Raw genomic sequence first — 22439 nt, forward strand, 5'->3', positions numbered from 1 at the left:
AAGCACTTAACCTCCAGCTAATTTCTTGCCTAATTAACGGGTGAGGGTGCTATGATTCCCTCTCGTTTAACTTCAACCAAACGACATGTTCAGTTAACTTATTCATTTTCATGAATAGACTATTAACCATCTGTTATTAGCCTATCCATTTTAACTGATTAACATCGCGAGGAACGTCAGTGTTAACAGATCCATTGTTTTGGTTAGTGGCTATTCCAGCGGTATTAATTACCGGGATGTCAAAATCAGGCTTTGCTGGCGGTGCGGGCGGATTAACCGTGCCTTTACTTGCCTTGGCCATTAGCCCTGCTGCCGCTGCGGCAGTCATGTTACCGCTATTGGTTTACATGGACTTTTTAAGTGTGCGCTCTTGGTGGGGAAAACAAAATACGACCCAACTGTGGATTTTGTTACCTGCGGCCATTGTTGGTATTGTGGTGGCTTATCTGCTATTTGATCAACTGAATGAGCAGTATTTACGCGGCTTATTAGGGGTTATTTCGTTAGGGTTTGGTGTTTATGGCCTGACCTTAGGTGAATGGTCACAACGGAAACCATCCTCTTTTATCGGCCGAATTTGCGGCACGATTGCTGGCTTTACCAGTTTTGTTGCTCATGCCGGTGGGCCGCCATTAAATGCTTATTTAATCCCACTGCGTTTGCCCAAAACAGAATACTTAGGCACTGCTGTGGTATTTTTTGCGGTTGTGAATGCAGTAAAGTTAATTCCCTACAGCATGCTAGGACAAATTAACCTTAGTAATTTATTAGTCTCCGCACTATTGGCGCCAATTGCCTGGGTTGGGGTAAAAGTCGGACTGCGCATTCAAGATAAGTTTGATGAAAAACAGTTTAAAAAAATCATTCTAAGCTTAATGATAGTGGTAGGTTTACGCTTACTGTGGACGGCGCTGATACCATAATTGATGTGGTAATATTTGATGTCGCTATAACAAGCTCAACAATATAAAGAAGGTAAAATATGAGTGCTGATAATCGCTATTTTTATGAACCTAGTAAAGGTCATGGCCTGCCACATAACCCACTCAATGCCATTATTGGCCCACGCCCCATTGGCTGGATTGCCTCTCGCAATACCCAAGGCCAGCGAAATCTAGCGCCTTATAGTTTCTTTAACTGCTTTAATTACGATCCGCCAATTATCGGTTTTGCCAGTACTGGTTGGAAAGACAGCGTCGCCAACATTGTTGAAACTGGCGAGTTTGTATGGAACTTAACTACCCGCAGTTTAGCCGCGCAAATGAACCAAACCTCTGCCGCATTACCCCGTGGTACTGATGAATTTGAATTTGCCGGACTAACGCCAATAGCAGGCAACATTGTTAAAGCCGATCGCATTGCGCAAAGCCCGGTCAGCTTCGAATGCAAACTGTCGCAATGCATTCAGTTAACCGCAGCTAATGGTGACAAAATTGATACTTGGCTAGTACTTGGTGAAGTAGTGGCTGTGCATATTGAAAAGCACTTGTTGAACGCAGAAGGGATTTATCAAACAGCATTAGCTGAACCCGTATTACGTGCTGGCGGTCCATCGGCTTATTATGGTATTTCTGACGAGTTACGTTTTGATTTACATCGCCCGACTTTATAAGTTGAATAAATGATGGATGCTAAACGATGGATAATGAGCAACTTGCTTCACATCAGCCAGAAATAGCTTTAACGAGATAGCTTTGAAAATTCCAAACCGTATTTTACAAACAATTAGTCAGGCTATTTCGGCAGATAGAGTCACTCATATAGAGGTAATTCAACCGCTTTGGGGTGGTTATGGCCAATTATTTCGCGCTTATGTAACAGGCAAACAGTACTCATCGGTGATTGTGAAATATATCTGTTTGCCTCAACCGGAGTCGCATCCTCGAGGTTGGAATACTCCACTGTCGCATCAGCGTAAATTACAGTCGTATCAAGTGGAAGTGAATTGGTACCAACACTATGCAAATAATCATACACAGCAGCAATTCAGTCCTCTTCCGCGTTGTTTGTATGTAGACCAACAAGCCAATGAAACCCTATTAGTATTACAGGACTTGCATACCCTGGGGTTTACCCAAGTCAGAAAAACCGCCACATCTACCACCGTACTCGCGTGCTTAACGTGGTTAGGGCATTTTCATGCTAAATACATGCACGTAGAGCCTAAAGGACTTTGGCCTATTGGCACATATTGGCATCTAGATACGCGACCAGACGAGTTAGCCGCTTTGCCCGACAGCCCGCTTAAGTCGGCAGCCCATCTCATCGACGATGCCTTGAAACAATGTCCATTTCAAACCTTGGTACATGGCGATGCCAAATTAGCTAACTTTTGTTTTAGCCAGAATGACCATGCTGCAGCAGTCGATTTTCAATATATCGGCCAAGGTTGCGGCATGAAAGACGTAATAATGTTGTTAAGCAGTGTATTGAGCTATCACGAACCAGAAGCGTTAATTAATGGTTATCTTAATCATTATTTTGCCGCGCTAACCCAAGGCCTAGCTGAGTGTCATCCGTTAATCGATCCACTTGAGGTACAACAAAAATGGCGACCTTTATATTGTGTGGCTTGGGCTGATTTTCAACGTTTTATTAAAGGTTGGAGTGTTGAGCATTTCAAAATCAACTCATATACCGAAACGCTAACCGAACAAGCGATAAAACAACTCGCCACAGCCTAACCTCATTATTGCTGATTAATTAACCATCCAAAAGTTATTATCTTATCTCAATTGGCTAAGGCTGCTATTGCCGTCTACAGTTGATAAACACTGTAGTATTTGTTGCCCCATCCATCGGTTATTTATTATCAGCAAGCACTGCAATCCGCTGTCTAGTTCGAGTAAACATAGCTTCGTTTTGGATTTGTATAAACAAAGCCATAAGCTAGGAAGTCACCATATGGAAAGTCCGTTTACGTATATTTTAATCACCTTGTTTTTTTCTAGCATTCTGCTGTCGATAATCTTTTTCATGACATGGAAAACCATGGGAAAACAAAAATATGCGTTAATGTTTTCATTATCTTTTTTAGCCTCAACAGTGCTGTGGGCTAATAGTCTGTTTAAAAGCTTATTTCTTTCTCACGAACTGTATTGGATGATAGGTTGCAGTGTTTCCATGCTGTCGGTGGTGCTCGGGACATGGGGGCATTGCTTACGCACTAACACTAAAATCCATCCCGCAACACTGCTAGGCATAGGCGTATTTGGGATGATGCTAACCTATTACTTTACGTATATTAGCCCCCACCTAGGCTTAAGAATGTCGTTGTATTTATACGTTGATGTGTTGTTATTGATGATCACCAGCGTGGTGATTATTAAGCACCGCACCAAATCACGCCCTGCCGAAATTGGTGCGTCGTTAATGCATTTCATATTTGCAATGTGCATATTGGTTGCAGCGAGTATCGCACTATCCCAAGGTAAAGAGATGGATGTAGAACTTATAAAGCTCTACGCCATTGTTAACTTTACCGCCCTACCTGCGGCTTATGTTGGGATGTCAGTATTTGTGATTTATATGCTGGCTTCTGATTTGGCCGAAGAAATGAAGTTGCTGGCGATGACAGATCCGCTGACTGATTGCTTTAATCGTCGGGGATTTTATAGCCACGCAAAACAAAAATTACTTGAGTTACAAAAACAGCCGCAACATGCGTGCCTCATTTATTGGGATATAGATAAGTTTAAAGCAATTAACGATCAGTTCGGCCATGCTGGCGGCGATCAAGTATTAATCAGCATTACCCAGTTAATCAAACAACATATAAAAAAAGACGACTTAATCGGCCGCATGGGCGGTGAAGAGTTTGTTATATTAATCGAGCGCAGCAATTATCAGGAGGCTATCAATGTCGCTGAGCGATTAAGGGGCATGATTAACCAAACACCTATTGTTTATTGCGGTCAGCAAATTAGCGTGACCGCCAGTTTTGGGGTCGTTGAACTCAGTAACCAAGACATACCAATAGAACAAGCAATCGATCTCGCCGACAGCGCGTTATATCAAGCCAAAAGCAGTGGCAGAAACAAAGTAGTCTTTAGCGAACTCAGCTCAAGATAGTTCACTACTTCTGAATCGAAGCCACTCCAGGAAAACGATGAGCGATTGCCCAAATGAGGGACAGGTTAGTTAACTTCGATTCGAATATTATCGCTTAATGTCTCTAGCTGTGAAATTAACAATGCAATAGTTACATTCTCCGGTAATCTTAATGTCAGCTTAGCGCTGTACACCGTTTTACCTAAACTGGTGACTTGCACACGGTAACATTCCTGGTGGTCTACGCTTACCTCAAGATCGGCTAAAATTTGATTCATATCATGGGTTAAACCTGAGCGATCATTGCAATCTAGAGTGAGTTTACATTCTTGCGATAGACGAACAGAATCATGCTCATATTCTGCATAGACGAACGTTAATTGTGAAAACTGTTGCTCTAATGCTTGTTTTAATGCCGCTTCCTTATCGGCATCTATCATCACCCTCATCATGGCCACAAATTGCCCGTCGAGTTTAATGACTTTACTGGTTTCCCAACTTGCACCTATTTCACGGCTAACTTGGGCAAGTGATTGCAGTAGATTAGGCTTTAAAGTCCCTAATACTGTAGTGATAAACCTATGTTGCATATAACCTCCGATGCCAATAAACCACAAACATGCTGGTATATTTAATGTGGTTTTAGTTAAAGCCTAGCTACAGACTAGCTATCACACGAAAGCGCGTCTGTGGTCTAGCACACAAATCAAACAAATGAGTTGTCATCTGCGACCAAACATCTCGATAGGTGAAGTAATCGAACGGGTAAATACGCTTGGTATAATACGCAAAGTAGCAGCAGAAAATTGTCGGTGCTAGTCGGCATTTATTGACCATAGAGATAAATTTTGCAGCAAATGTTATTTTTGCAGGCCACAACAAACTTAGTGAATTTGTATCGCTTGCATCACAAAATTACGTTTATCAGCTACGGCTTAATAACCCAAGTGAATGGTATAACGATGCTGTTTTTGAGACTTATCACACCAATAGCAACAACTTGAACTATGTCACACCATTCCGATGCAATGTCATTATCTAATTGAATTTAAACAACTTATTATAATCATCCCAGTCACCCTTAAACTGCCCCATAAAAACAACCAGTTAAGTCATTGTTTTTAAAGATAAATATTTATTTTGCCATTAACGCTACATGCCCATTATTGCTTATTGCTACCCATAGACGCTTTCTCTAAAATGCGCGCCTTGCCCATAAGGGCACAGATTCACTTTTGGCGGCATTACATTCGCCGTTGAACTTTTCCATTAGAGGAACACAATGTCTACAAAATTAGCGAATCCGGCACCATTAGGATTAATGGGCTTTGGCATGACAACCATCCTGCTCAATATCCATAATGCTGGCTATTTTCCAATTGATTCGATGATCCTCGCAATGGGGATTTTCTACGGTGGCATTGGCCAAGTTATTGTCGGTATGATGTGCTTTATGCGTGGCGACACCTTCGGCACCACCGCGTTTACTTCATACGGCTTATTTTGGTTAACCTTAGTGGGTATTATCTTAATGCCAAATATGGGCATAGCCGCCAGTCCTGCACACTTTATGGGGTGGTATCTAACGCTATGGGGCACCTTTACTGCCTTTATGTTTGTAGGATCGTTACGTTATCCACGAGCAAAACAAGTAGTATTTGGTTCATTAACTATCTTGTTTTTCTTATTGGCCGCTCGTGACTTTACCGATAATGCGTTGCTTGGCACGATTGCAGGTTTTGAAGGTATTTTTTGCGGAGCAAGCGCCATTTACTTTGCCATGGCCCAAGTGCTTAATGCTGAATACGGCCGAACTATTTTACCTGTTGGAGAGTTAACTCAGTCTAACACTCAGGTTCAGCCCCAAACAGCTGAAGCAGAAAAAGTGACCTTACACTCGGTTAAAGCATAAATAATCAGAGCTAGGGTTAAATACTTAACAGGTCGATGTATTGCATCGACCTTTTTGTTTGCATAAATTAATGCACCAAACGACAGCCACATACGGTATTACTCGGCTGAAATAATACCACTGCATAATCTTTAGTTTCATCGCGTTCCAACACCTGGATGCTTAATGAGTGCATGCCATTCTTGTTTAAATTTATTCCGCTCACATACGACAAATATTCATAATGTGCTGGGGTCTCGAAACTGCTTCCGCCCAAATACTCTTGTTTAGTGGTCACTGAAATATCGTACATTTGCCTTTGAGCATCAATTTTATTTACTTTGCCCGTCATCGCTAATGTGCCAGCAGAATTGCCCTCTAAGTCATAATAGCGATAGTTAATTTGGGCTAAACCATCTTTAGAGACTAAATCGACCAATAAGTAATGATCGCTGTCTACTGTACCAACTTCATGATTAAACAGTTCAGAACTGCAGCTCAACATAAAGCTTGGAGCCTTAGATGTTAGCGAGTAAATGGCGCCAATACTGGCCAGCAAACACAGCAGAATGACAATATTGATGGCCCATAATCCTTTTCTTGCCATTGTACTAACGCCCCTGAGTTCTATGAGATGAGGCAAGTCGAACAGGTAACGAGTCGCAAATATTCACTTGTTCAAGCCATTCTGGATTGATAAACCGTTTAGGTTGGCGTAAGTCGCTAATTTTTAAATTACGAATAATAGATTGGCCAAAATAATCACCTCTTAGAGTAATATTCAATACTTGCTTGTCATGCGATAAAGATAAAAAAGCTCTATTCCATACCGTTTCAGTACAATCTAATAAACTTTGTGTGAGCTGTTGCCCTTGATCAATCAGCAACTCATTATTAGTGTTTGAGGGGGAATACAAAATCACATCGACTTGCTGACCTGAATCTAAGGTTGCAGTTTCTATGCTCAACGGCATGGTTGGGCTGACAGCATGGCCGACTTGATTAAACCACCATAAACTTACTAGCGACACGCTAATAAGGGCAATGACCACCAGCAAAGCTTGTAAAGGTCGAATGAATACGCGGCCCAATTTATTGTCGGTTTCTTTACGGGCACGATGATGCCTTAGCAAATAACCTTGGCCTTTTACTGTTTCGATAAGCGTTTCATATTGTGGTCCAAGAAAAGAGCGTAAGGTAAAAATAGCCCTAGCGACTGAAGCTGAACTCAAATGTGAATCGTCTTCATGACCTGACTCTAATAATGGTTTAGCAACGACTTTCCCTTGATACTCGACCAATAATGTCAGCACATGTAACTCGGCTCTGGGAAGATGCCACACCACCCCAGTTTCCTGGTTAATCAACTCCCCGTTGTCGATATTGAATCTGCAATGTCCCAATTGCATGTAGACCGCCTCAATAATTGACCTAACTTCGACACACTGAAGTGTATGCATAAAATCTTATTAATTCTGTGATCCTGATGCTTAAGCACTTTATTCCTTATAAAAAGTAAGCCTTTAAATGTGCCAACTAATCAATTTGTGAGCGATATCACGTCATTTCATGATTTAAAAACAGACTAAATGGCTGAGAAGATGTATGAAATATGGAAAATAATGAGACTTACATCACGAAAAATCATAAATTGAGGACAAATTGTCCGCAAAAAAACGATGCCATAATCACTAAAAATCCACATTCCAATCCGCTATCTTTATCTGCTTTGAATCACATCTTTAATTGCTCTATTGCTTATTGTTACCACATCAAGTTGTTAGCCCGTTTTTTACTAACAACTCAAAAACCCCCAACACTAGAGATTGGGAATAATAAAATAACGATGAGTAAAGGGTGATTATTATGAGCATAAACAGACGTCAAGCATTGACACAGATTATTGGTTTAAGCACTGCAGCAGCTGGGGCAACATTATTAGGCACGTCTGCATTTGCTGCCACAGACGCAGATGGAAACTACCGTTTAGAACTAGGTGAAAAACTTAAATATGCGCCACTTGATGCGATGTTAACAGCAAAGCTTGCCTATGAAACAGGTGGCGGTTGTATGCACCAAGTGTTTCACGCCATTGTGACTATGCTAGCGGCATCTGGCAGCGTTGACGCCAGTAAGTTTGCCACTATCCCTACTGCATTAGCAGGCTATGGTTGGGCTGGCGTGGTTGGCCAAGGAACGTTGTGTGGCAACCTTAATGCTGCCGGTATGTTGATTAATATTCTTGACGATATTAATGGTCAAAACAGCGCCATTATTGGTGCATCGTTCCGCTACTACGAAACTAACGATTTACCTTTATCATCTGCTGAGTTCATTGCGGGCATTGGCTCTACAGATGCTAAATCACTCGAAGTAGGTAAAACCTCTATTGCTAACAGCCCACTGTGCCATTCATCTATTAGTAATTGGTCTGCGGCATCTGGAAAGCCTTTTGCGTTAAAAGGTGAACGTTGCAAACGCCTCTCTGCCAGCATGGCTTTTTATATTGTTGATTTACTCAATCGTGCCAATGCCGGTGAAGATATTTCAGTATTAGCAGAAGCAAAACCGTCTGCTGAAGCGCAAGCATGTCAGTCTTGTCATGGCGTTACCGAAACGATGGGCTCTGCAGCTAGCGTGAAAACGGATATGGAATGTACCACTTGTCACACAGGGCATTACAATTAAGGAGCGCATCATGAAGGTTAAATATCTTAGCGCCATATTAGCGAGTTCATTGTTAATCTTTGGCTGTAATAGCGACAATGATGACGAAGTTGTCACTGAGCCACCAGTGGTTGTTATTCCCCCTGTTGTTGTGCCACCAGTAGTCGTTGTACCGCCTGTTGTTGATGGCGTGAGTATTGATGATGCCAGCACTGTGGTGGTTAAACTCGACACATTTGACTCCATCACTGGCGCACTATCATTCACTGTTGCTAATAGTGAAGGTGAAGCGCTAACGAACGTAGCCAATTACGATATTGTGTATTTTGGTTTTCCTGACCCGGCCTCACCTTCCATAAAGCCTAAAGCTTGGAAACGTTGGCATGTCACTCAAAACTATCAATGCGATAGTACAGCCACCGACAGCTGTACAGGCACATTAGAAGCGACAGATACTGCGGGTAAATATACTTTTAATGTGAGCGATCTCGACTTACAAAGTAAAGCATCGGCAAATGCTGAAATGGTCTTTAAGGTTGCGGTTCAAATTAAGGGCGCGCTTGCCAGTAATGAAATTGAGTTGATTGACCCAAGCAATTAATCATCATTCAGCCTCCCCCCGGCTAATGGCGAGAGAAGACCACTTGTGCTCATTAGCTTCAGGCTATTTGCCGCAGTACTACACTGCGGCTCTTTTTATCATTTTCGCAGCACGGCTTGAATATACAAAACTGGGCTTAAATAAACAGTTTAACGCTGTACAGCTGTGAATATTGAAAACAAAAAAAGGGTTTCAACAGCGCTGAAACCCTTTTTTATTCAACACTGGCTACTGATAAATTTAACGAAGCTGTTGCATTAAGTATGCGTAAACCATTGAACTTAACTCGGCGGCCTGAGTATTGTCTGCCGCGCCAGCATGGCCACCTTCAATGTTTTCGTAATACAACACATCTATGCCCATGTCTTCCATTTTCGCCACCATTTTACGCGCATGCGCTGGGTGTACACGGTCATCACGTGTTGACGTAGTAAAGAACACTTTAGGGTATTTAACCCCTTGTTTTAAATTGTGATATGGCGAATAGGTTTTAATGTATGCCCACTCCTCTTCGATATCAGGATTACCGTATTCTCCCATCCAACTGGCACCGGCTAATAACTTGTTGTAGCGCTTCATGTCCAACAATGGCACCTGGCACACTACGGCGTTATACAGTTCAGGACGACGAGTAAATGCTGCGCCCATTAACAAACCACCGTTACTACCACCTTGAATACCAAGATGCTTGCTTGACGTAATTTTACGAGCAATTAAGTCTTCGGCAATGGCTTCAAAGTCTTCATACGCTTTATGACGATGTTGCTTTAACGCTGCTTGATGCCAGGCTGGGCCGTATTCTCCACCACCGCGAATGTTAGCAAGTACATAAACACCGCCCTGCTCTAACCAATTTTTACCAATAGTGGCCGAATAGGCTGGTAAGCGCGATACTTCAAAACCGCCATAACCATAAAGTAATGTAGGGTTACTACTATCGAGTTTAATGTCTTTAGCCATCACCACAAAATAAGGCACTTTTGTGCCGTCTTTTGACTTAACAAAGTACTGTTTCGTGACAAACTTATCGGCGCTAAATTGTTGCGGCATTGCTTTAATTTTATCGGCTTTTAAGCTGGCACCATTTAAGCGATATAAACTGGCTGGTTCTAAAAAGCTGGTGTAATTAACAAAAAAATCATCACTATCACGTTCAACATCAAACACACTTAAGGTGCCATTGGCTTCAAATGGCACAGGTTTGCTTTGCCACTCACCTTTATCGTTTTGCATGTATCGTACAAGTTTGCTTTTTACATCATCTAGCCAAGTGACAAAAATGGCATTCTGGCTAAATGCGACTTGTGAAATAGAAGCATGCTTCGTTGGCGATACCAGTTCACTAAACTCAGGTTTTTGCGCAATGAGTTTATCAACGGGTGTGTAAACAATGGCACCTTGTTTGAAAGTACCTTTGGGGGTGACTAAATCGCTTTTTAACTCTATATATAGCTGACCTTTAAAGTAACCTTTTAAATCGGCATCTTTAGGAATAGGCAGCGACACTAACTTACTATCTTGATAAACATAATGTTTAGCGGTGTAGAAGGTTAAACTTTCTGTGACAATATTCAGCGGTGTTTTATCATCAAACATCACATAACCCGACACGGCAACTGAGGCTTTATCACCTCTAAACACTAATTTGGCTGCAGACAACGGTGTGCCGCGTTTCCATAATTTAACCACACTTGGATAGCCTGAATCCGTCATGCTTTGCGCATCACCAAAATCAGTTCCGACAAACACGGTATCTTTATCAATCCAGCTTAACCTTGACTTAGCTTCAGCCAACACAAACGGCTTTTGAGTGCTGTCGACAAACGCTTTTGCGGTTAAATTAAATTCTCGCACCTCAGCGGCATCTGCGCCCCCACGAGACAACGACACAAAGCAGCGCTCGTTCTGTGGATATTGGCATTCAATGCCCTTAAATACCCAATTAACCCCCTCTGCTTTGCCAAGGGCATCGATATCAAGCACGGTTTCCCAGTTGGGTTCAGCCTTAGCATATTCCGCCAGTGTGGTACGACGATAAATACCACGCTCGTGGATTTCGTCTTTCCAAAAATTATACAAATAATCGCCAATACGAGTGGCATAAGGAATACGGGCTTTATCGTTTAAAATCTCTAGGCTGTTTGAGACTAAGTTATCAAAACCTGAGTAAGCCTTAATGTGTGTTGCAGACACAGCATTTTGCTGCTTAACCCACGCCAGCGGCTTAGCGCCTTCAACATCTTCTAACCAAATATATTTGTCTTCTTCTGCATTAACTGGTGTAGCCATTGTCATCGCACTCGCTATACATAAGGGTATGATTCGCTTAAGCATTAAAAATTTCCTTTTTTGTTATTTGCTTGCGGCATTTTACTAGCATGCATCTACTTTATAGGATCCATGTAGATGTTCAATCGATAAGGAGAGCAAACAGTAACAGGCCATGCCCCATAACAGAGCAAATTATTGCTAGATTATCATGCCAATTTGGTCGACTAAGCAGGTATAATGTCGCGCTAAACATTGCTCTACCCATTCAAACAAATAAATACAGGCACCAACATGGCCAAAACCGCAGCAGCATTACATATTTTAGTTAAACACCAAACTCAGGCTGAAGACATCATTAAGCAGCTTAATAACGGTGCTAAATTTGATGTTTTAGCCAAAAAACATTCTAGCTGTCCTTCGGCCAAAAGCGGCGGCAATTTGGGTGAATTTAAAAAAGGTCAAATGGTGCCACCATTCGATAAAGTCTGTTTCAACGGCGAGCTCATTACGCCGCACCTCGTCAAAACCAAATTTGGCTGGCATGTGGTGAAGGTACTTTATCGCACTTAGCAATCGTCGGATTGAAAAGAGTATCATCGACAATAGTCGCGCATATAGTGAACCGTATTTCGAATGAGCCACACTTCGAATGAGCAAGCCCAGAACAGTTCAGTCATAAATAAATACTAAGTTGTGGGCTTGATATCAACGCCCACTTTTAAAAACACCAACGACTTACAATATTTACTTGCGCAGTTTGATCGACAACTCACCATCACGAATTTGAATATCATCAACACCATCAGCAAAAGCATTCCAAAAGCCACGATCGCCAAACTCACCGACCAAGTTAACGTTTTTCATGTTTCCTAGCCACGCATTCGGAATAGGCACGCCCATTAAGCTCACGCCAACTAGCGCAACAACTGGACGACGATTAGCATCAAGATGAATATCAAGCCCAGTATTCACGCGTAAAATCTCCCCAGCCATAATCGGAAAGTCGTCTGGGATCGGGATAAGCATTTTGGCACTGGCTAAGTTATTAGAAAAATCAATTGCGACACGCTGAGCAAAATCAGGATTACGACCAATCATCGAATTCACTTCTTTCTCACTAAATGTCACTTGCCGATCAGCGTCAAAATCACGATACGCTTCAGGGGTTAACTCATCACTATCTGCACTAACATTATCAGTAGTACGGGAATCACCACTTGATGCTGTAACCGCTGAGCGAGGTTCAACTTGCCAACCTAACTGAGTCAATTTTTGATCCAATTGTTGCTCTTCTTTAGCGTTTAAGCTGACTGGGGTAAGCGGTGACGGAAAGATATAAGTGCGGATAATAAAAAATGTCAACCCTGCTGTAACAAGCATCGTTGCTGCAATAATCAGTAACAGTTTGGCTCCAGAGGCACCAGTTTTCCGACTGCGCGGTGGTGACTCATTGATTGATAAAGCTCGCATGATATGCCCTTTGTTATTCTCTTATTGTGCATCATGGTAATGCCCTACTCGACTAAACAGCAAATAAAAAACTGTTTTGTGGTTAAAACCAAAATACACAACGTTAATAATTTGTTAATCAAATGCATTTTATGTTACAAAATAAATGTAGAAATAATTTAACTGCTGAAGACTAAGCCACGTTGATGTCTATAAAGCAGAGTTAACCACCACAAAATAATAACAAATAGGAATACTTATTCTATGAAACTATCGACTATTTCAATGTCACTATTAGCTCTTGGTCTTACAGCAACGGCACATGTACAAGCAAGCGACGACCGTTATGTCATTCAAGTTGACCCACAAAAAAAAGGGATTGTAAAAGCTCTTGCCAAAAAATTAGGTGCACAAATTAATGTTGATGGAGAAGGTTTTATCGCCGCGACGTTTACCGGCAAAGATTTAGATCAAGTTAAAGGATTACTCAATAACCCACACGTTAAATTAATTGAAGAAGATCAACGACGTCATTTAATGGGCTTTTCCGACGACATTGGTAATCCAATGACAACCCAAATAACACCTTATGCAGTTTATCAATCGCAAGCCGATCAGGTCACATTCAACCCTAATGCGGGCATCAAAGTATGTGTAATCGACTCAGGTCTCGATCGCAGTAATGCTGATTTTGTGTGGAATAATATTACCGGTAACAACGATAGTGGTACAGGCAACTGGGACGAGAATGGTGGCCCACACGGTACACATGTAGCCGGAACTATTGGCGCTGCAGATAACGGTTTTGGCGTTATTGGCATGGCTCCTGGTGTTGATATGCACATCATCAAAGTATTTAACGCCGACGGGTGGGGTTACTCATCTGATTTAGCTCAAGCTGCAAATCTTTGTTCACAAGCGGGCGCCAATATTATTAGCATGAGTTTAGGTGGCGGCGGTTCAAACTCAACAGAATCAAATGCATTCCAAAGCTTCAGCGATGCTGGCGGGCTCGTCATTGCAGCTGCAGGTAACGATGGCAATAATGTGCGTTCATATCCTGCAGGTTATTCATCAGTGATGATGATTGGTGCCAATGATAGCAATAACGTTATTGCAGATTTCTCTCAGTTCCCGACATGTACATCGGGTAAAGGTCGTAAAGTAACAACTGATGAAACCATTTGTGTTGAAGTTTCTGCCGGCGGTGTAGATACCCTTTCAACCTATCCAGCAGGGCAAGCTACTGCGTCAAATTTATCAGCAGACGGATTCGCTCTTTCCTCATCGGCAATGGAAAACGCAGGTTCAGTAGTGGGTAACACATTTTACATGGGAACAGCTGAGTCAACCAACTCAGGTGCTAACGGTAATATTTGTGTGATCGACCGTGGTGTAATTTCATTTTACGATAAAGTCGCTAACTGTGAAGCATCTGGTGGTGTCGGTGCCATTATTATTAATAATGAACCAGGCATGCTGTACGGTACATTAGGTGATACTAATGCGACAAGTATTCCTGCCGTTGGGGCAGCATTTGAAGATAGATCAACCTTAGTTAATGCGGCAACTGCAAATATTGATATTGGTACATCAGACTTTGGCTTTATGAGTGGTACTTCTATGGCTACTCCTGCGGTGTCGGGAATTGCAGCCTTAGTATGGTCACAACATAACGAATGTACGGGCAGTGAAATCCGTGCAGCACTTAAAGCCACAGCGTTAGACGCCGGAGCATCAGGTAAAGATGACTACTTTGGTTATGGTATTGTGCAAGCTGCTGCTGCAGATGCTTATTTATCAAGTAATGGCTGTGCAGGCGGTGGGGTAACTCCGCCACCAACGGGCGGCGATATTACATTGTCACTTAATGGTTATAAATCGAAAGGCGTTAACAAAGTTGATTTAACCTTTGGCGGTGCAAGTTCAGCCAATGTAGACATTTTCCGCAACAACAGCAAAGTAACCACTACGGCAAATGACGGTAGCTATACAGATAGTATTTCAGCAAAAGGCGGTGGAACATACACTTATCAAGTATGCGAATCTGCTACTGCCACTTGTAGTGCAGAAAAAAATGTCACGTTTTAATTAGCTAGAAACAAACGTTATTAATGAGGCTATAGCTTAAATAGTCCGAACAAAAAATCATCTCAATTTGAGATGATTTTTTATTTTTTAAAACACTCAATGCCACATGTACTTCAATTGTGCTTTGCTAGCATTGTGTCAAGCTCAGCTAAAATCTCGTCAATAGTTGTAAGTTGTAAGTTGTATAGCATGACGAGTACAAATCAGTAATGCCAAGCCCTTGTTAAAAGCATGCTGGACCATAAAAAGAATATTAAAAACGCAGTGCAAATTCCAACATTTATCACGGTGTGATCTCGCTTTTCTATATCTCTTTTTTGTCATTAAGCGTATTAAAATACTATTACTACATCGATAGCAGAATAATGAGCTTTATACTCAGTAAAGGTTAACCAAACAACCAAGCTCCACCTTTAACCAATAGACAAACTCCTGCACCCATCATAAATAAATAGGCAAAAATAAAACCAACGGCGCCACTAGAAGGACCGGTCCCATCTAAGCGAATAATTATTCCACTAATATAAAACAAAATAAAAAAGTTTAGCATCATACTCAACATAAAATAGTCACCCATGACGGGAAGCGCGCCACCGATAACACTACAAATGAGTAGCAAAAAGTCGCTAAACTTTTCTTTGGTTATATATTTTTTCTCTAAAAATCGAACACAAAATACCACCAGCATAATCGCTAAATAAAGCAGTGAAATTGATAATGCGGAGTACATTCCTTGTTGTATTGTTACCGCCGTAACCTCTGATGTTACAGCGGTGTCTTGACTTGAGCCTGTAAATAAACCTGCAATAAAATGACCTATGCCAAATATTATCAACCACGCAATAGCGAATGAGATGAGATCATCGCGAACAATAGGATGGCTTGCCTTATGGTTAACCATTTTGGCCAATAGCAAACCGAATAACGTGATTGCAGCCAGTAAGCTTAACGCATACCAGTATTGGTCTAGATAGAAGAAAGCAAAGCTGGGAGGAATAACTAAAAAGGATTGATAAAACTCGTTTTTTTTCGTTGTCAGACCGGTATCTTTATAAAATGCCAAATACACAATTAACGGTTGAGAAATAACAACGGCAACACAAAGGGTAACAATATCCATATAAAACATCCGTGTAGTTAAACGAAACATACAGCACCATGCCATACTGGGCTTAGTATAAACGCCAATATTGTAAACTCAATCAATAATGCATCGCCGTTAATATAGGCATGATGAACTATCACTATAATCCCTCAACACAACACCAAGCAGGCATGAATAAGCCTATGAATTATTGCAGATTTTTATTCATGTAGTTATTTCAAGTAGTTGATATTTTGTAGAGTAATAAGACAGAGCAATTAAGATAGAGTCATGAAGCGGAGCTACAAGACTGAATCACTAGACTGACGTTAATAGTAGCGGCGACTCTGAGGCCGTAAACAATACATCAATCATATCGACAGTTATCATGAATAGATAATGAGGCTTGCACCAGTATTATGAAAACGTGATAAAATCACAACTTAGTCAATTAACATTACAAGGTATAGCAATGAACCCGATTCTTGCCATCTTCAAAGAACACAATATCAGTGACGCACAAATTAATGAGTTGTTCCAGACGTTAACTGAAAACCCATTCGCAGCAATGGCAACTATTGGTCAATTAGGTATTCCTGCAGAAAAGCTACAACAGTTGATGGGCATGGTGATGCAAAACCCAGCCTTGATCAAAGAAGCTGTGGTAGAACTTGGCTTAGATTTTTCAAAAGTTGAAGCGGCAAAAGCCCAGCTACAACCATAAGCACTAAGCTATTAAAAATGCACTAACAAAAAACGGCCAGTATCTAAGATGCTGGCCGTTTTTTGTTTTATTGGTGATGTTAATCTCGAGCAAATACAATCTAATTTATCAATAATGTAAACACACGTTAAACATCCGCATGAGACAATCAGCCTCATATATCTTGATATCAAATAGCTCACGTCTCCGTTAAAACCACATCCTTTACTTAAATTCAAATAGTAATTATTTAATTTTAAACAAGAATATTATCAGAAGATTATTTGTAAGTCATTCTGACTATATTGACAACTCATGCGTGTGGACAGCAAAGGCTTACAGGTTAAATTTACCTTAAGGTCAATGTGAACTATTTACATAAAGGAATAGAATATGAAATATTATCAAAGGAATATAGGCACCCTCTTGAGCGCTGCGCTGTTGTGCGTATCGGGAGTAAATAGTGTCCGAGCAGAATCAAGTGAAACAACTACCAACAAAGCAGTATCAGCTACTAATTCATTTAATTGTAGTGCTGACTCTAGTTGGTTTTCCCAACCCAGTTTACCCACTGAAGTGAAGCAGAGTAATGGACCTGGGGACAGTTCATTTTGTGATTTTTATCAGTTCTCTTGGCAATCTTTTGCATACCTAATGGCTTCCTCGAAAACTAATCTTCAGGTACTTAACTTTCAGGACTCTACTCAGTTTAACGAGCTAGAGGTTAATACTGATGGCAATCCAGCCAACTCTTGCGATGATAAACATGACTCACATGTATTTTTTATTCGTTCAACAAAACCCCAAGAAAATGGCACTACTTTTACTATTCCTGAACGTATCGGCCAAGCTGGAGGCGGAGCCACTATTTACGACCAAAATAGCAATGTTGTGTACTATGATGTTCGATTCAGTAAAAATATGTGTGATGTTAAAAAAATTCAGCAGCAACAAAATTTTCCAGGCGGAACAACAGAACTAAAAACCGCATGGAAAGTATTAGGTGCCAACGATGATCCGAGCAAATTCATTACTATGGATGCCAACATTACCCCAGAACTAAAAAATACTAGTACCACTAAGTTAGGCATGATCGGCTTTCACCTTGCGGTTGCCACACCAAATCACCCTGAGTTTGTTTGGGCCACCTTTGAACATAAGGTAAACGCACCAGATTGTAGCTCTGCAGAAACAAGTACCGCTTGGTCTTTTGCTAGTAAAGCTTGTACAACTGACTTAAAAAATCAAGACGCTTTAGGAATAGTTCAGTGTCGATTCAACAATCCTGCACCAAGTCAGTCGATCACAGGTTCAGCTTCAGCAATCTGTCGCGAGTATGCTTATGGTTCAGCCGAAGGAGATCGTAATTACGATGAAAACACCCAAAGTATTAGTACACTAAATGCCAATGTTCAGCCCTTTTTAACGGGTAATTTTAAAGTATTATCGAACTACTTCAATGTGGGCGCTTTATGGGTGAGCAACATTAGCAAAGACTCAGAAATTGGCAATCAACGAGGTTCGTTACGCTTAGCCAATACTGTGGCAGAAACTGAATATCAATCTGTCGATCTTAATGCTAAATTTATATCTAATTGCTTTGGTTGTCATAACTATACTGGTACAGAAAACAATGGTAGCAATACAACATCTAACAGTTTAAGCCATATATTTGATGATATTGCTATCGGTTCTAATCAGTGCCTAGACGTACAGGCAGCCACTACGATTAATAGTCAGGCACAAGCTAAAGCTGAATGCCCTAAGACTTGTACTAATTCATCCTCAAAACTGAAATGGAATGGTCAATGGACAAACCAAAGTGCCAGCACAGGTATGCAATTACCTCAAACCGTTTGTGGCTGCTGTGGAGCATAATGCTGTAGAATATGGTTGATTAATGATGCAGGTATGGCTAATAGTCGCCATGACTAAGTAATACAAACAATAGCTATAAAACTTATTTTGGCATTTTTACAAAATGCACAAAAAACGGCCAGCATCTTAAGACGCTGGCCGTTTTTGATTTTATCAGATCTCTGCCGCTATTGATCGCCTTCAAAACCAGCTAACCAGGTTTTGAACAATTGGTTGAGCTCGGGCAGTTCAGAATCTGAAAGACTTGCCACCAGTTTGTGTTGAATGCGTACGTGCTCCTCAATCGCTCCATCTATAATGGCAAGGCCTTTGTTAGTCAAAGCTACCGATACGCTGCGCCTGTCTTCAGTGCTGTGTACCCGTGCAATTAAGTCTTTAGATTCAAGCTTGTCTAAACGATTTGTCATCGCGCCAGACGTTAACATCATCGACGATAATAATTTCGAAGGGGTTAAGGTGTAAGGTTTACCATTACGTCTTAATGTCGCCAGTACATCAAATTCACCCATAGTCAGGTCAAACTGCTTATGACAAGCTGATATTTCAGCCTCTATGTGTTTTTGCAAACGCAAAAAACGCCCAAGAATCGCCATTGGCTCAGTATCTAAATGCGGCTTTTGTTCGTCCCATTGCGCTACAACTCTATCAATATCCTCCATACCTCAACCTTATCATTTGGCACTCATAACACAGCTTAAAAACTTAACGTAAAGATACTTCATAAAAAGGTACTTTACAAAGATAACTTATCAGTCCAGAATTGGCACTTATCTTTACGTAAAGATATTTAACACAAAGGTAGTTTATGAATATTTTACTGGCTATGATCCCTGCATTCTTTTGGGGTACCACTTATGCGATGACCCAACTTACTTTGCCAGACTGGCCACCATTATTACTCGGTGCCCTTCGTGCGCTGCCTGCAGGACTGATTCTACTGGCGATTAAACCGAGCCTACCGCAAAAAACCGACTGGTCTATTTTAATTAAACTCGGTGCCATTAATATTGCGGTGTTTTTCAGTTTGATTTTTATCATGGCACTGACACTGCCATCGGCTATTTCTGGCATCGGGATGATTTCAGTGCCGGTATTCGCAATGTTATTTCATTGGGTAGTCAGTAAAAAACGTCCTAACTTGCTACAAGCACTATCTGGCGCGGTGTTAATTGGCTTAGCTTGGATGCTGTTTGACCCAAGATCCATTAGCTTAAACCCCATAGGATTGGCCGCAATGTTTGCCGCAATCAGCTGCATTATTATCGGCAGCACGATGACCAAAGCGTTAGGGTCGCGCATTCATTGGTGGACGATACTCACCTGGCAATTGATTATCGGCGGCACATTGTTATTCGTTTTTGCGGGTATTCAGGCACTCTTTTCGCCACAGCAATATATCGATGTGGTCAGCCAATTTAGTCTGACTAATGGCTTTGGTATAAGCTGGATAATCTTGCTCAATACCGTACTCGGTTACAGTATGTATGTGTGGTTACTGCAACGTATGTCGGTGGTCGACTTTACTTTTGGCGGCATTGCTAACCCAATAGCGGGCATCGTCTGTGGCCTAGTATTAATGGGGGAATCATACACTCCACATCAATATTTATTGATGAGCGGAATGATTTTAGCCTCTATCGCGCCAACATTAATTCAGCTAATACGCCAAAAAAAGCTCCGTGCGATAGCAAGCGATTAAGCGAGCCATCGAGTGAGTAACTAAAACGAGTAACTAAAGCAGAGCTCTTAACTGATTGAGTGCATCGACAGAGAAGCCTTGGTCATAAAAGTAAATGACTTTACCTTGCTCATTGAGTAACACGACTCGAGTATTATTGGGATTTTCATTACCGGTAAAGGCTTGTACTTGGTCGCCATCTTTATAGATGGTGACCACGCCTTTCCATAATGGCTTAGGTATGCCTGCACGCATGCCATTATTAATCAGAGGACTGAACATTCTAGGAAACAAGCCCTGTATGGTCGGCACTTCATATACCGCCACTTGAGTTTGGGTCATGTCTAGGCCAATCAACCAGCGATCAATATCAAACTGTGAATCTTGCTTGTAACCAATCAACAACAGCGACATTTTACCTTGTAAATCATCAGGTAAAGCCATCGACTCTTTTTCAAGTGTTTGTCCTGTCACCGACGGAAAATCTTGCCCTGTAATAGCCTGGTTTGGATAACTGGTGCTACAAGCACTCAGCAGTACAACAGCAATAATCATTAAAAAACGCATCTGTAATCCTTGTTGATAAATAACCTATCCAGTTGTACGCAAGCAAACAGCAAATGGATTGCTTGTTGCCAAATTCAGATAAAAATTGACTGCATTTACAACCAAATGTAACCGTTGCAGCATATTTTTACCCAAAGTATAAACATGTCATTCAGCTAGCTATTATCTAGCTGCCATTCCTCAATGACTTCTTTCGCTGCCCGAAAAGCCTCGATACCAGCCGGCATGCCGCAATAAACGGTTGAATGCAGCAATACTTCCTGAATTTCTTCAATAGAACATCCATTACGTAATGCCCCTCGAACATGGCCCTTTAATTCAGTTGGCGCCTTTAATGCTGCCAATGTTGCAATAGTGATTAGGCTGCGCGTTTGCTTAGAAATAGCATCTCGCACCCACACTTCTCCCCAACAATTTGCAGTGACTAACGCTTGCAATGGTTGAGTAAAATCAGTGACATTACTAAGCGCTTTATCGACATAAGCGTCCCCCATCACCTGGCGACGTACCTCAAGCCCTTTTTGGTATTGTTCATCATTCATCTGTGGCCCCCTCTGTTTTCACCTTTGGTTAATTCATCAAAATAATCCTGCCTATATACACGTTAAACTTAATCTTAAATAACACCACGCTTTTGTTGCAGTCAGTTGATAATGTGCCCAAGTCGATATCCATTCAGTTTTTACCTTAGCAGGTAAGCGTGGCGGATATATTTTATGACTCTATCTAAAAACTCAATCAAATTACTGGCTAAAACACTGTAGTTATAGGTATTATGTTGCTGATTTAAAAGCATGATTCTACATCATGATTTTTATTAACTTAATGACTATCAAGGAATGGTATCGCCATGGAAAGAGGCACGTTAGTTCGTTGGAACACCGAAAAAGGCTTTGGTTTTATCAAGCCAGAAACCGGTGATAATCAAGATGTCTTTATTCACATCTCAACCCTAAAGCACATGGCCAGAAAGCCTATTGTTGGCGATGAGATACTATTTCATCGCGAGAACCAACCCGATGGCAAAGTCAAAGCCGTAAAAGCCAGTATTGAAGGCGTCGCAGTTGTGTCTAATACTATTCGTCCTGCTTCTCACACTGGTCAACATCATCGAAACAGTCAATCTCATCATGACGAAAACTACCGCTCAAGTCCCGTGCTTGGCCGTTTGATCATACTTATTATTCTGCTTGGGGTTGGTATTTTCGGTTATAAACAATATCAAAAAATGACCGCAACGCCAGTGCTGACCAATGCAGATGTTGAACAGATGGAGTGGACACCAGCCGTGTCAAAACCAAGCCTAATCAATCAACAACCTCAGTTCAGATGCGAAGCTGGTAAAACACACTGCAGCCAAATGCGCTCATGTGCAGAAGCAACCTTTTATATCCGTAACTGTCCAGGAACTGAAATGGATGGTGATGGGGACGGAGTTCCATGTGAAAGGCAGTTCTGTAATTAAACATTAAGGAATGAATCATAGAAAGCTGGTTCTGGCTAACCGCT

Annotated in this window: 22 protein-coding genes; 13 read left to right on the plus strand and 9 right to left on the minus strand. The window is 41.4% G+C overall.

The genetic code is table 11. The features are described 5' to 3' along the window. Positions 1 to 179: 179 nt before the first annotated feature. The 4 genes from EGC86_RS04095 (at position 180) to EGC86_RS04110 (ending at position 4071) form a co-directional block, all read left to right on the plus strand. On the plus strand, positions 180 to 923 hold the full coding sequence (locus tag EGC86_RS04095; RefSeq protein ID WP_123776699.1) for a sulfite exporter TauE/SafE family protein: 744 nt from the start codon (positions 180 to 182) through the stop codon (positions 921 to 923). A gap of 59 nt (positions 924 to 982) precedes the next feature. Further along, positions 983 to 1612 carry a flavin reductase family protein gene (locus EGC86_RS04100; protein WP_123776700.1) on the plus strand — a complete coding sequence of 210 codons (630 nt, stop codon included), beginning with the start codon at positions 983 to 985 and terminating at the stop codon, positions 1610 to 1612. Positions 1613 to 1694: 82 nt separating this feature from the next. Further along, a complete protein-coding gene (locus EGC86_RS04105; RefSeq protein ID WP_123776701.1) occupies positions 1695 to 2684 on the plus strand; it encodes a phosphotransferase in 990 nt (329 codons plus the stop codon). A 220-nt stretch (positions 2685 to 2904) separates the two neighbouring features. Continuing rightward, positions 2905 to 4071: a GGDEF domain-containing protein gene (locus tag EGC86_RS04110; RefSeq protein ID WP_123776702.1), complete on the plus strand. Its 1167-nt coding sequence runs from the start codon at positions 2905 to 2907 to the stop codon at positions 4069 to 4071. A 65-nt stretch (positions 4072 to 4136) separates the two neighbouring features. Here the strand turns inward: EGC86_RS04110 and EGC86_RS04115 are convergent, their stop codons facing one another. Continuing rightward, complete coding sequence (locus EGC86_RS04115) at positions 4137 to 4640, minus strand: glycine cleavage system transcriptional repressor (RefSeq protein ID WP_011639044.1); 504 nt, start codon at positions 4638 to 4640, stop codon at positions 4137 to 4139. A 692-nt stretch (positions 4641 to 5332) separates the two neighbouring features. On the opposite strand from EGC86_RS04115, the gene EGC86_RS04120 reads away from it, so the two are divergent. After that, positions 5333 to 5962, plus strand: coding sequence for an acetate uptake transporter (locus EGC86_RS04120; protein ID WP_011639045.1), 630 nt, complete (start codon positions 5333 to 5335; stop codon positions 5960 to 5962). Between the two features lie 67 nt (positions 5963 to 6029). Here the strand turns inward: EGC86_RS04120 and EGC86_RS04125 are convergent, their stop codons facing one another. Both EGC86_RS04125 and EGC86_RS04130 read right to left on the minus strand, forming a co-directional pair. Beyond that, entirely contained in the window at positions 6030 to 6548 is a 519-nt protein-coding gene (locus EGC86_RS04125) for a hypothetical protein (protein WP_011639046.1), read from the minus strand. Between the two features lie 4 nt (positions 6549 to 6552). Then, positions 6553 to 7350 carry a winged helix-turn-helix domain-containing protein gene (locus tag EGC86_RS04130; protein ID WP_123776703.1) on the minus strand — a complete coding sequence of 266 codons (798 nt, stop codon included), beginning with the start codon at positions 7348 to 7350 and terminating at the stop codon, positions 6553 to 6555. A 457-nt stretch (positions 7351 to 7807) separates the two neighbouring features. Here EGC86_RS04130 and EGC86_RS04135 point away from each other — a divergent pair, with 457 nt between their 5' ends. Both EGC86_RS04135 and EGC86_RS04140 read left to right on the plus strand, forming a co-directional pair. Then, on the plus strand, positions 7808 to 8629 hold the full coding sequence (locus EGC86_RS04135) for a cytochrome c3 family protein (protein ID WP_123776704.1): 822 nt from the start codon (positions 7808 to 7810) through the stop codon (positions 8627 to 8629). 10 nt (positions 8630 to 8639) lie between these two features. Next, positions 8640 to 9209, plus strand: a complete 570-nt coding sequence (locus EGC86_RS04140) for a hypothetical protein (RefSeq protein WP_059747841.1) — start codon at positions 8640 to 8642, stop codon at positions 9207 to 9209. Positions 9210 to 9449: 240 nt separating this feature from the next. Here the strand turns inward: EGC86_RS04140 and EGC86_RS04145 are convergent, their stop codons facing one another. Then, entirely contained in the window at positions 9450 to 11543 is a 2094-nt protein-coding gene (locus EGC86_RS04145) for a prolyl oligopeptidase family serine peptidase (RefSeq protein ID WP_123776705.1), read from the minus strand. A gap of 228 nt (positions 11544 to 11771) precedes the next feature. Here EGC86_RS04145 and EGC86_RS04150 point away from each other — a divergent pair, with 228 nt between their 5' ends. Beyond that, on the plus strand, positions 11772 to 12050 hold the full coding sequence (locus tag EGC86_RS04150; protein WP_011639051.1) for a peptidylprolyl isomerase: 279 nt from the start codon (positions 11772 to 11774) through the stop codon (positions 12048 to 12050). Between the two features lie 174 nt (positions 12051 to 12224). On the opposite strand, the gene EGC86_RS04155 is transcribed toward EGC86_RS04150, so the two are convergent. Continuing rightward, positions 12225 to 12950: an arginine N-succinyltransferase gene (locus EGC86_RS04155; protein ID WP_123776706.1), complete on the minus strand. Its 726-nt coding sequence runs from the start codon at positions 12948 to 12950 to the stop codon at positions 12225 to 12227. Between the two features lie 243 nt (positions 12951 to 13193). On the opposite strand from EGC86_RS04155, the gene EGC86_RS04160 reads away from it, so the two are divergent. After that, positions 13194 to 15020 (plus strand): S8 family serine peptidase, encoded by a 1827-nt coding sequence (locus tag EGC86_RS04160; protein ID WP_123776707.1) that lies wholly within the window; start codon positions 13194 to 13196, stop codon positions 15018 to 15020. A 388-nt stretch (positions 15021 to 15408) separates the two neighbouring features. On the opposite strand, the gene EGC86_RS04165 is transcribed toward EGC86_RS04160, so the two are convergent. Then, positions 15409 to 16140: a hypothetical protein gene (locus tag EGC86_RS04165; protein ID WP_123776708.1), complete on the minus strand. Its 732-nt coding sequence runs from the start codon at positions 16138 to 16140 to the stop codon at positions 15409 to 15411. A gap of 436 nt (positions 16141 to 16576) precedes the next feature. Here EGC86_RS04165 and EGC86_RS04170 point away from each other — a divergent pair, with 436 nt between their 5' ends. Both EGC86_RS04170 and EGC86_RS04175 read left to right on the plus strand, forming a co-directional pair. Next, complete coding sequence (locus EGC86_RS04170) at positions 16577 to 16828, plus strand: DUF2999 family protein (RefSeq protein WP_123776709.1); 252 nt, start codon at positions 16577 to 16579, stop codon at positions 16826 to 16828. Positions 16829 to 17200: 372 nt separating this feature from the next. Beyond that, positions 17201 to 18685, plus strand: a complete 1485-nt coding sequence (locus EGC86_RS04175; RefSeq protein ID WP_123776710.1) for a mannan-binding lectin — start codon at positions 17201 to 17203, stop codon at positions 18683 to 18685. Between the two features lie 167 nt (positions 18686 to 18852). Here EGC86_RS04175 and EGC86_RS04180 read toward each other — a convergent pair whose 3' ends face one another. After that, entirely contained in the window at positions 18853 to 19344 is a 492-nt protein-coding gene (locus EGC86_RS04180) for a MarR family winged helix-turn-helix transcriptional regulator (RefSeq protein WP_123776711.1), read from the minus strand. A gap of 146 nt (positions 19345 to 19490) precedes the next feature. Between EGC86_RS04180 and EGC86_RS04185 the strand changes: the two genes are divergently transcribed. After that, positions 19491 to 20384: a DMT family transporter gene (locus EGC86_RS04185; protein ID WP_123776712.1), complete on the plus strand. Its 894-nt coding sequence runs from the start codon at positions 19491 to 19493 to the stop codon at positions 20382 to 20384. A 33-nt stretch (positions 20385 to 20417) separates the two neighbouring features. Here EGC86_RS04185 and EGC86_RS04190 read toward each other — a convergent pair whose 3' ends face one another. Next, a complete protein-coding gene (locus EGC86_RS04190; protein WP_123776713.1) occupies positions 20418 to 20930 on the minus strand; it encodes a hypothetical protein in 513 nt (170 codons plus the stop codon). A 155-nt stretch (positions 20931 to 21085) separates the two neighbouring features. Continuing rightward, on the minus strand, positions 21086 to 21472 hold the full coding sequence (locus EGC86_RS04195) for a carboxymuconolactone decarboxylase family protein (RefSeq protein ID WP_123776714.1): 387 nt from the start codon (positions 21470 to 21472) through the stop codon (positions 21086 to 21088). Between the two features lie 308 nt (positions 21473 to 21780). Between EGC86_RS04195 and EGC86_RS04200 the strand changes: the two genes are divergently transcribed. Next, positions 21781 to 22395 carry an excalibur calcium-binding domain-containing protein gene (locus tag EGC86_RS04200; protein ID WP_123776715.1) on the plus strand — a complete coding sequence of 205 codons (615 nt, stop codon included), beginning with the start codon at positions 21781 to 21783 and terminating at the stop codon, positions 22393 to 22395. Positions 22396 to 22439 lie beyond the last annotated feature (44 nt).

This window comes from Shewanella frigidimarina, assembly GCF_003797125.1.
Taxonomy (GTDB): domain Bacteria; phylum Pseudomonadota; class Gammaproteobacteria; order Enterobacterales; family Shewanellaceae; genus Shewanella; species Shewanella frigidimarina.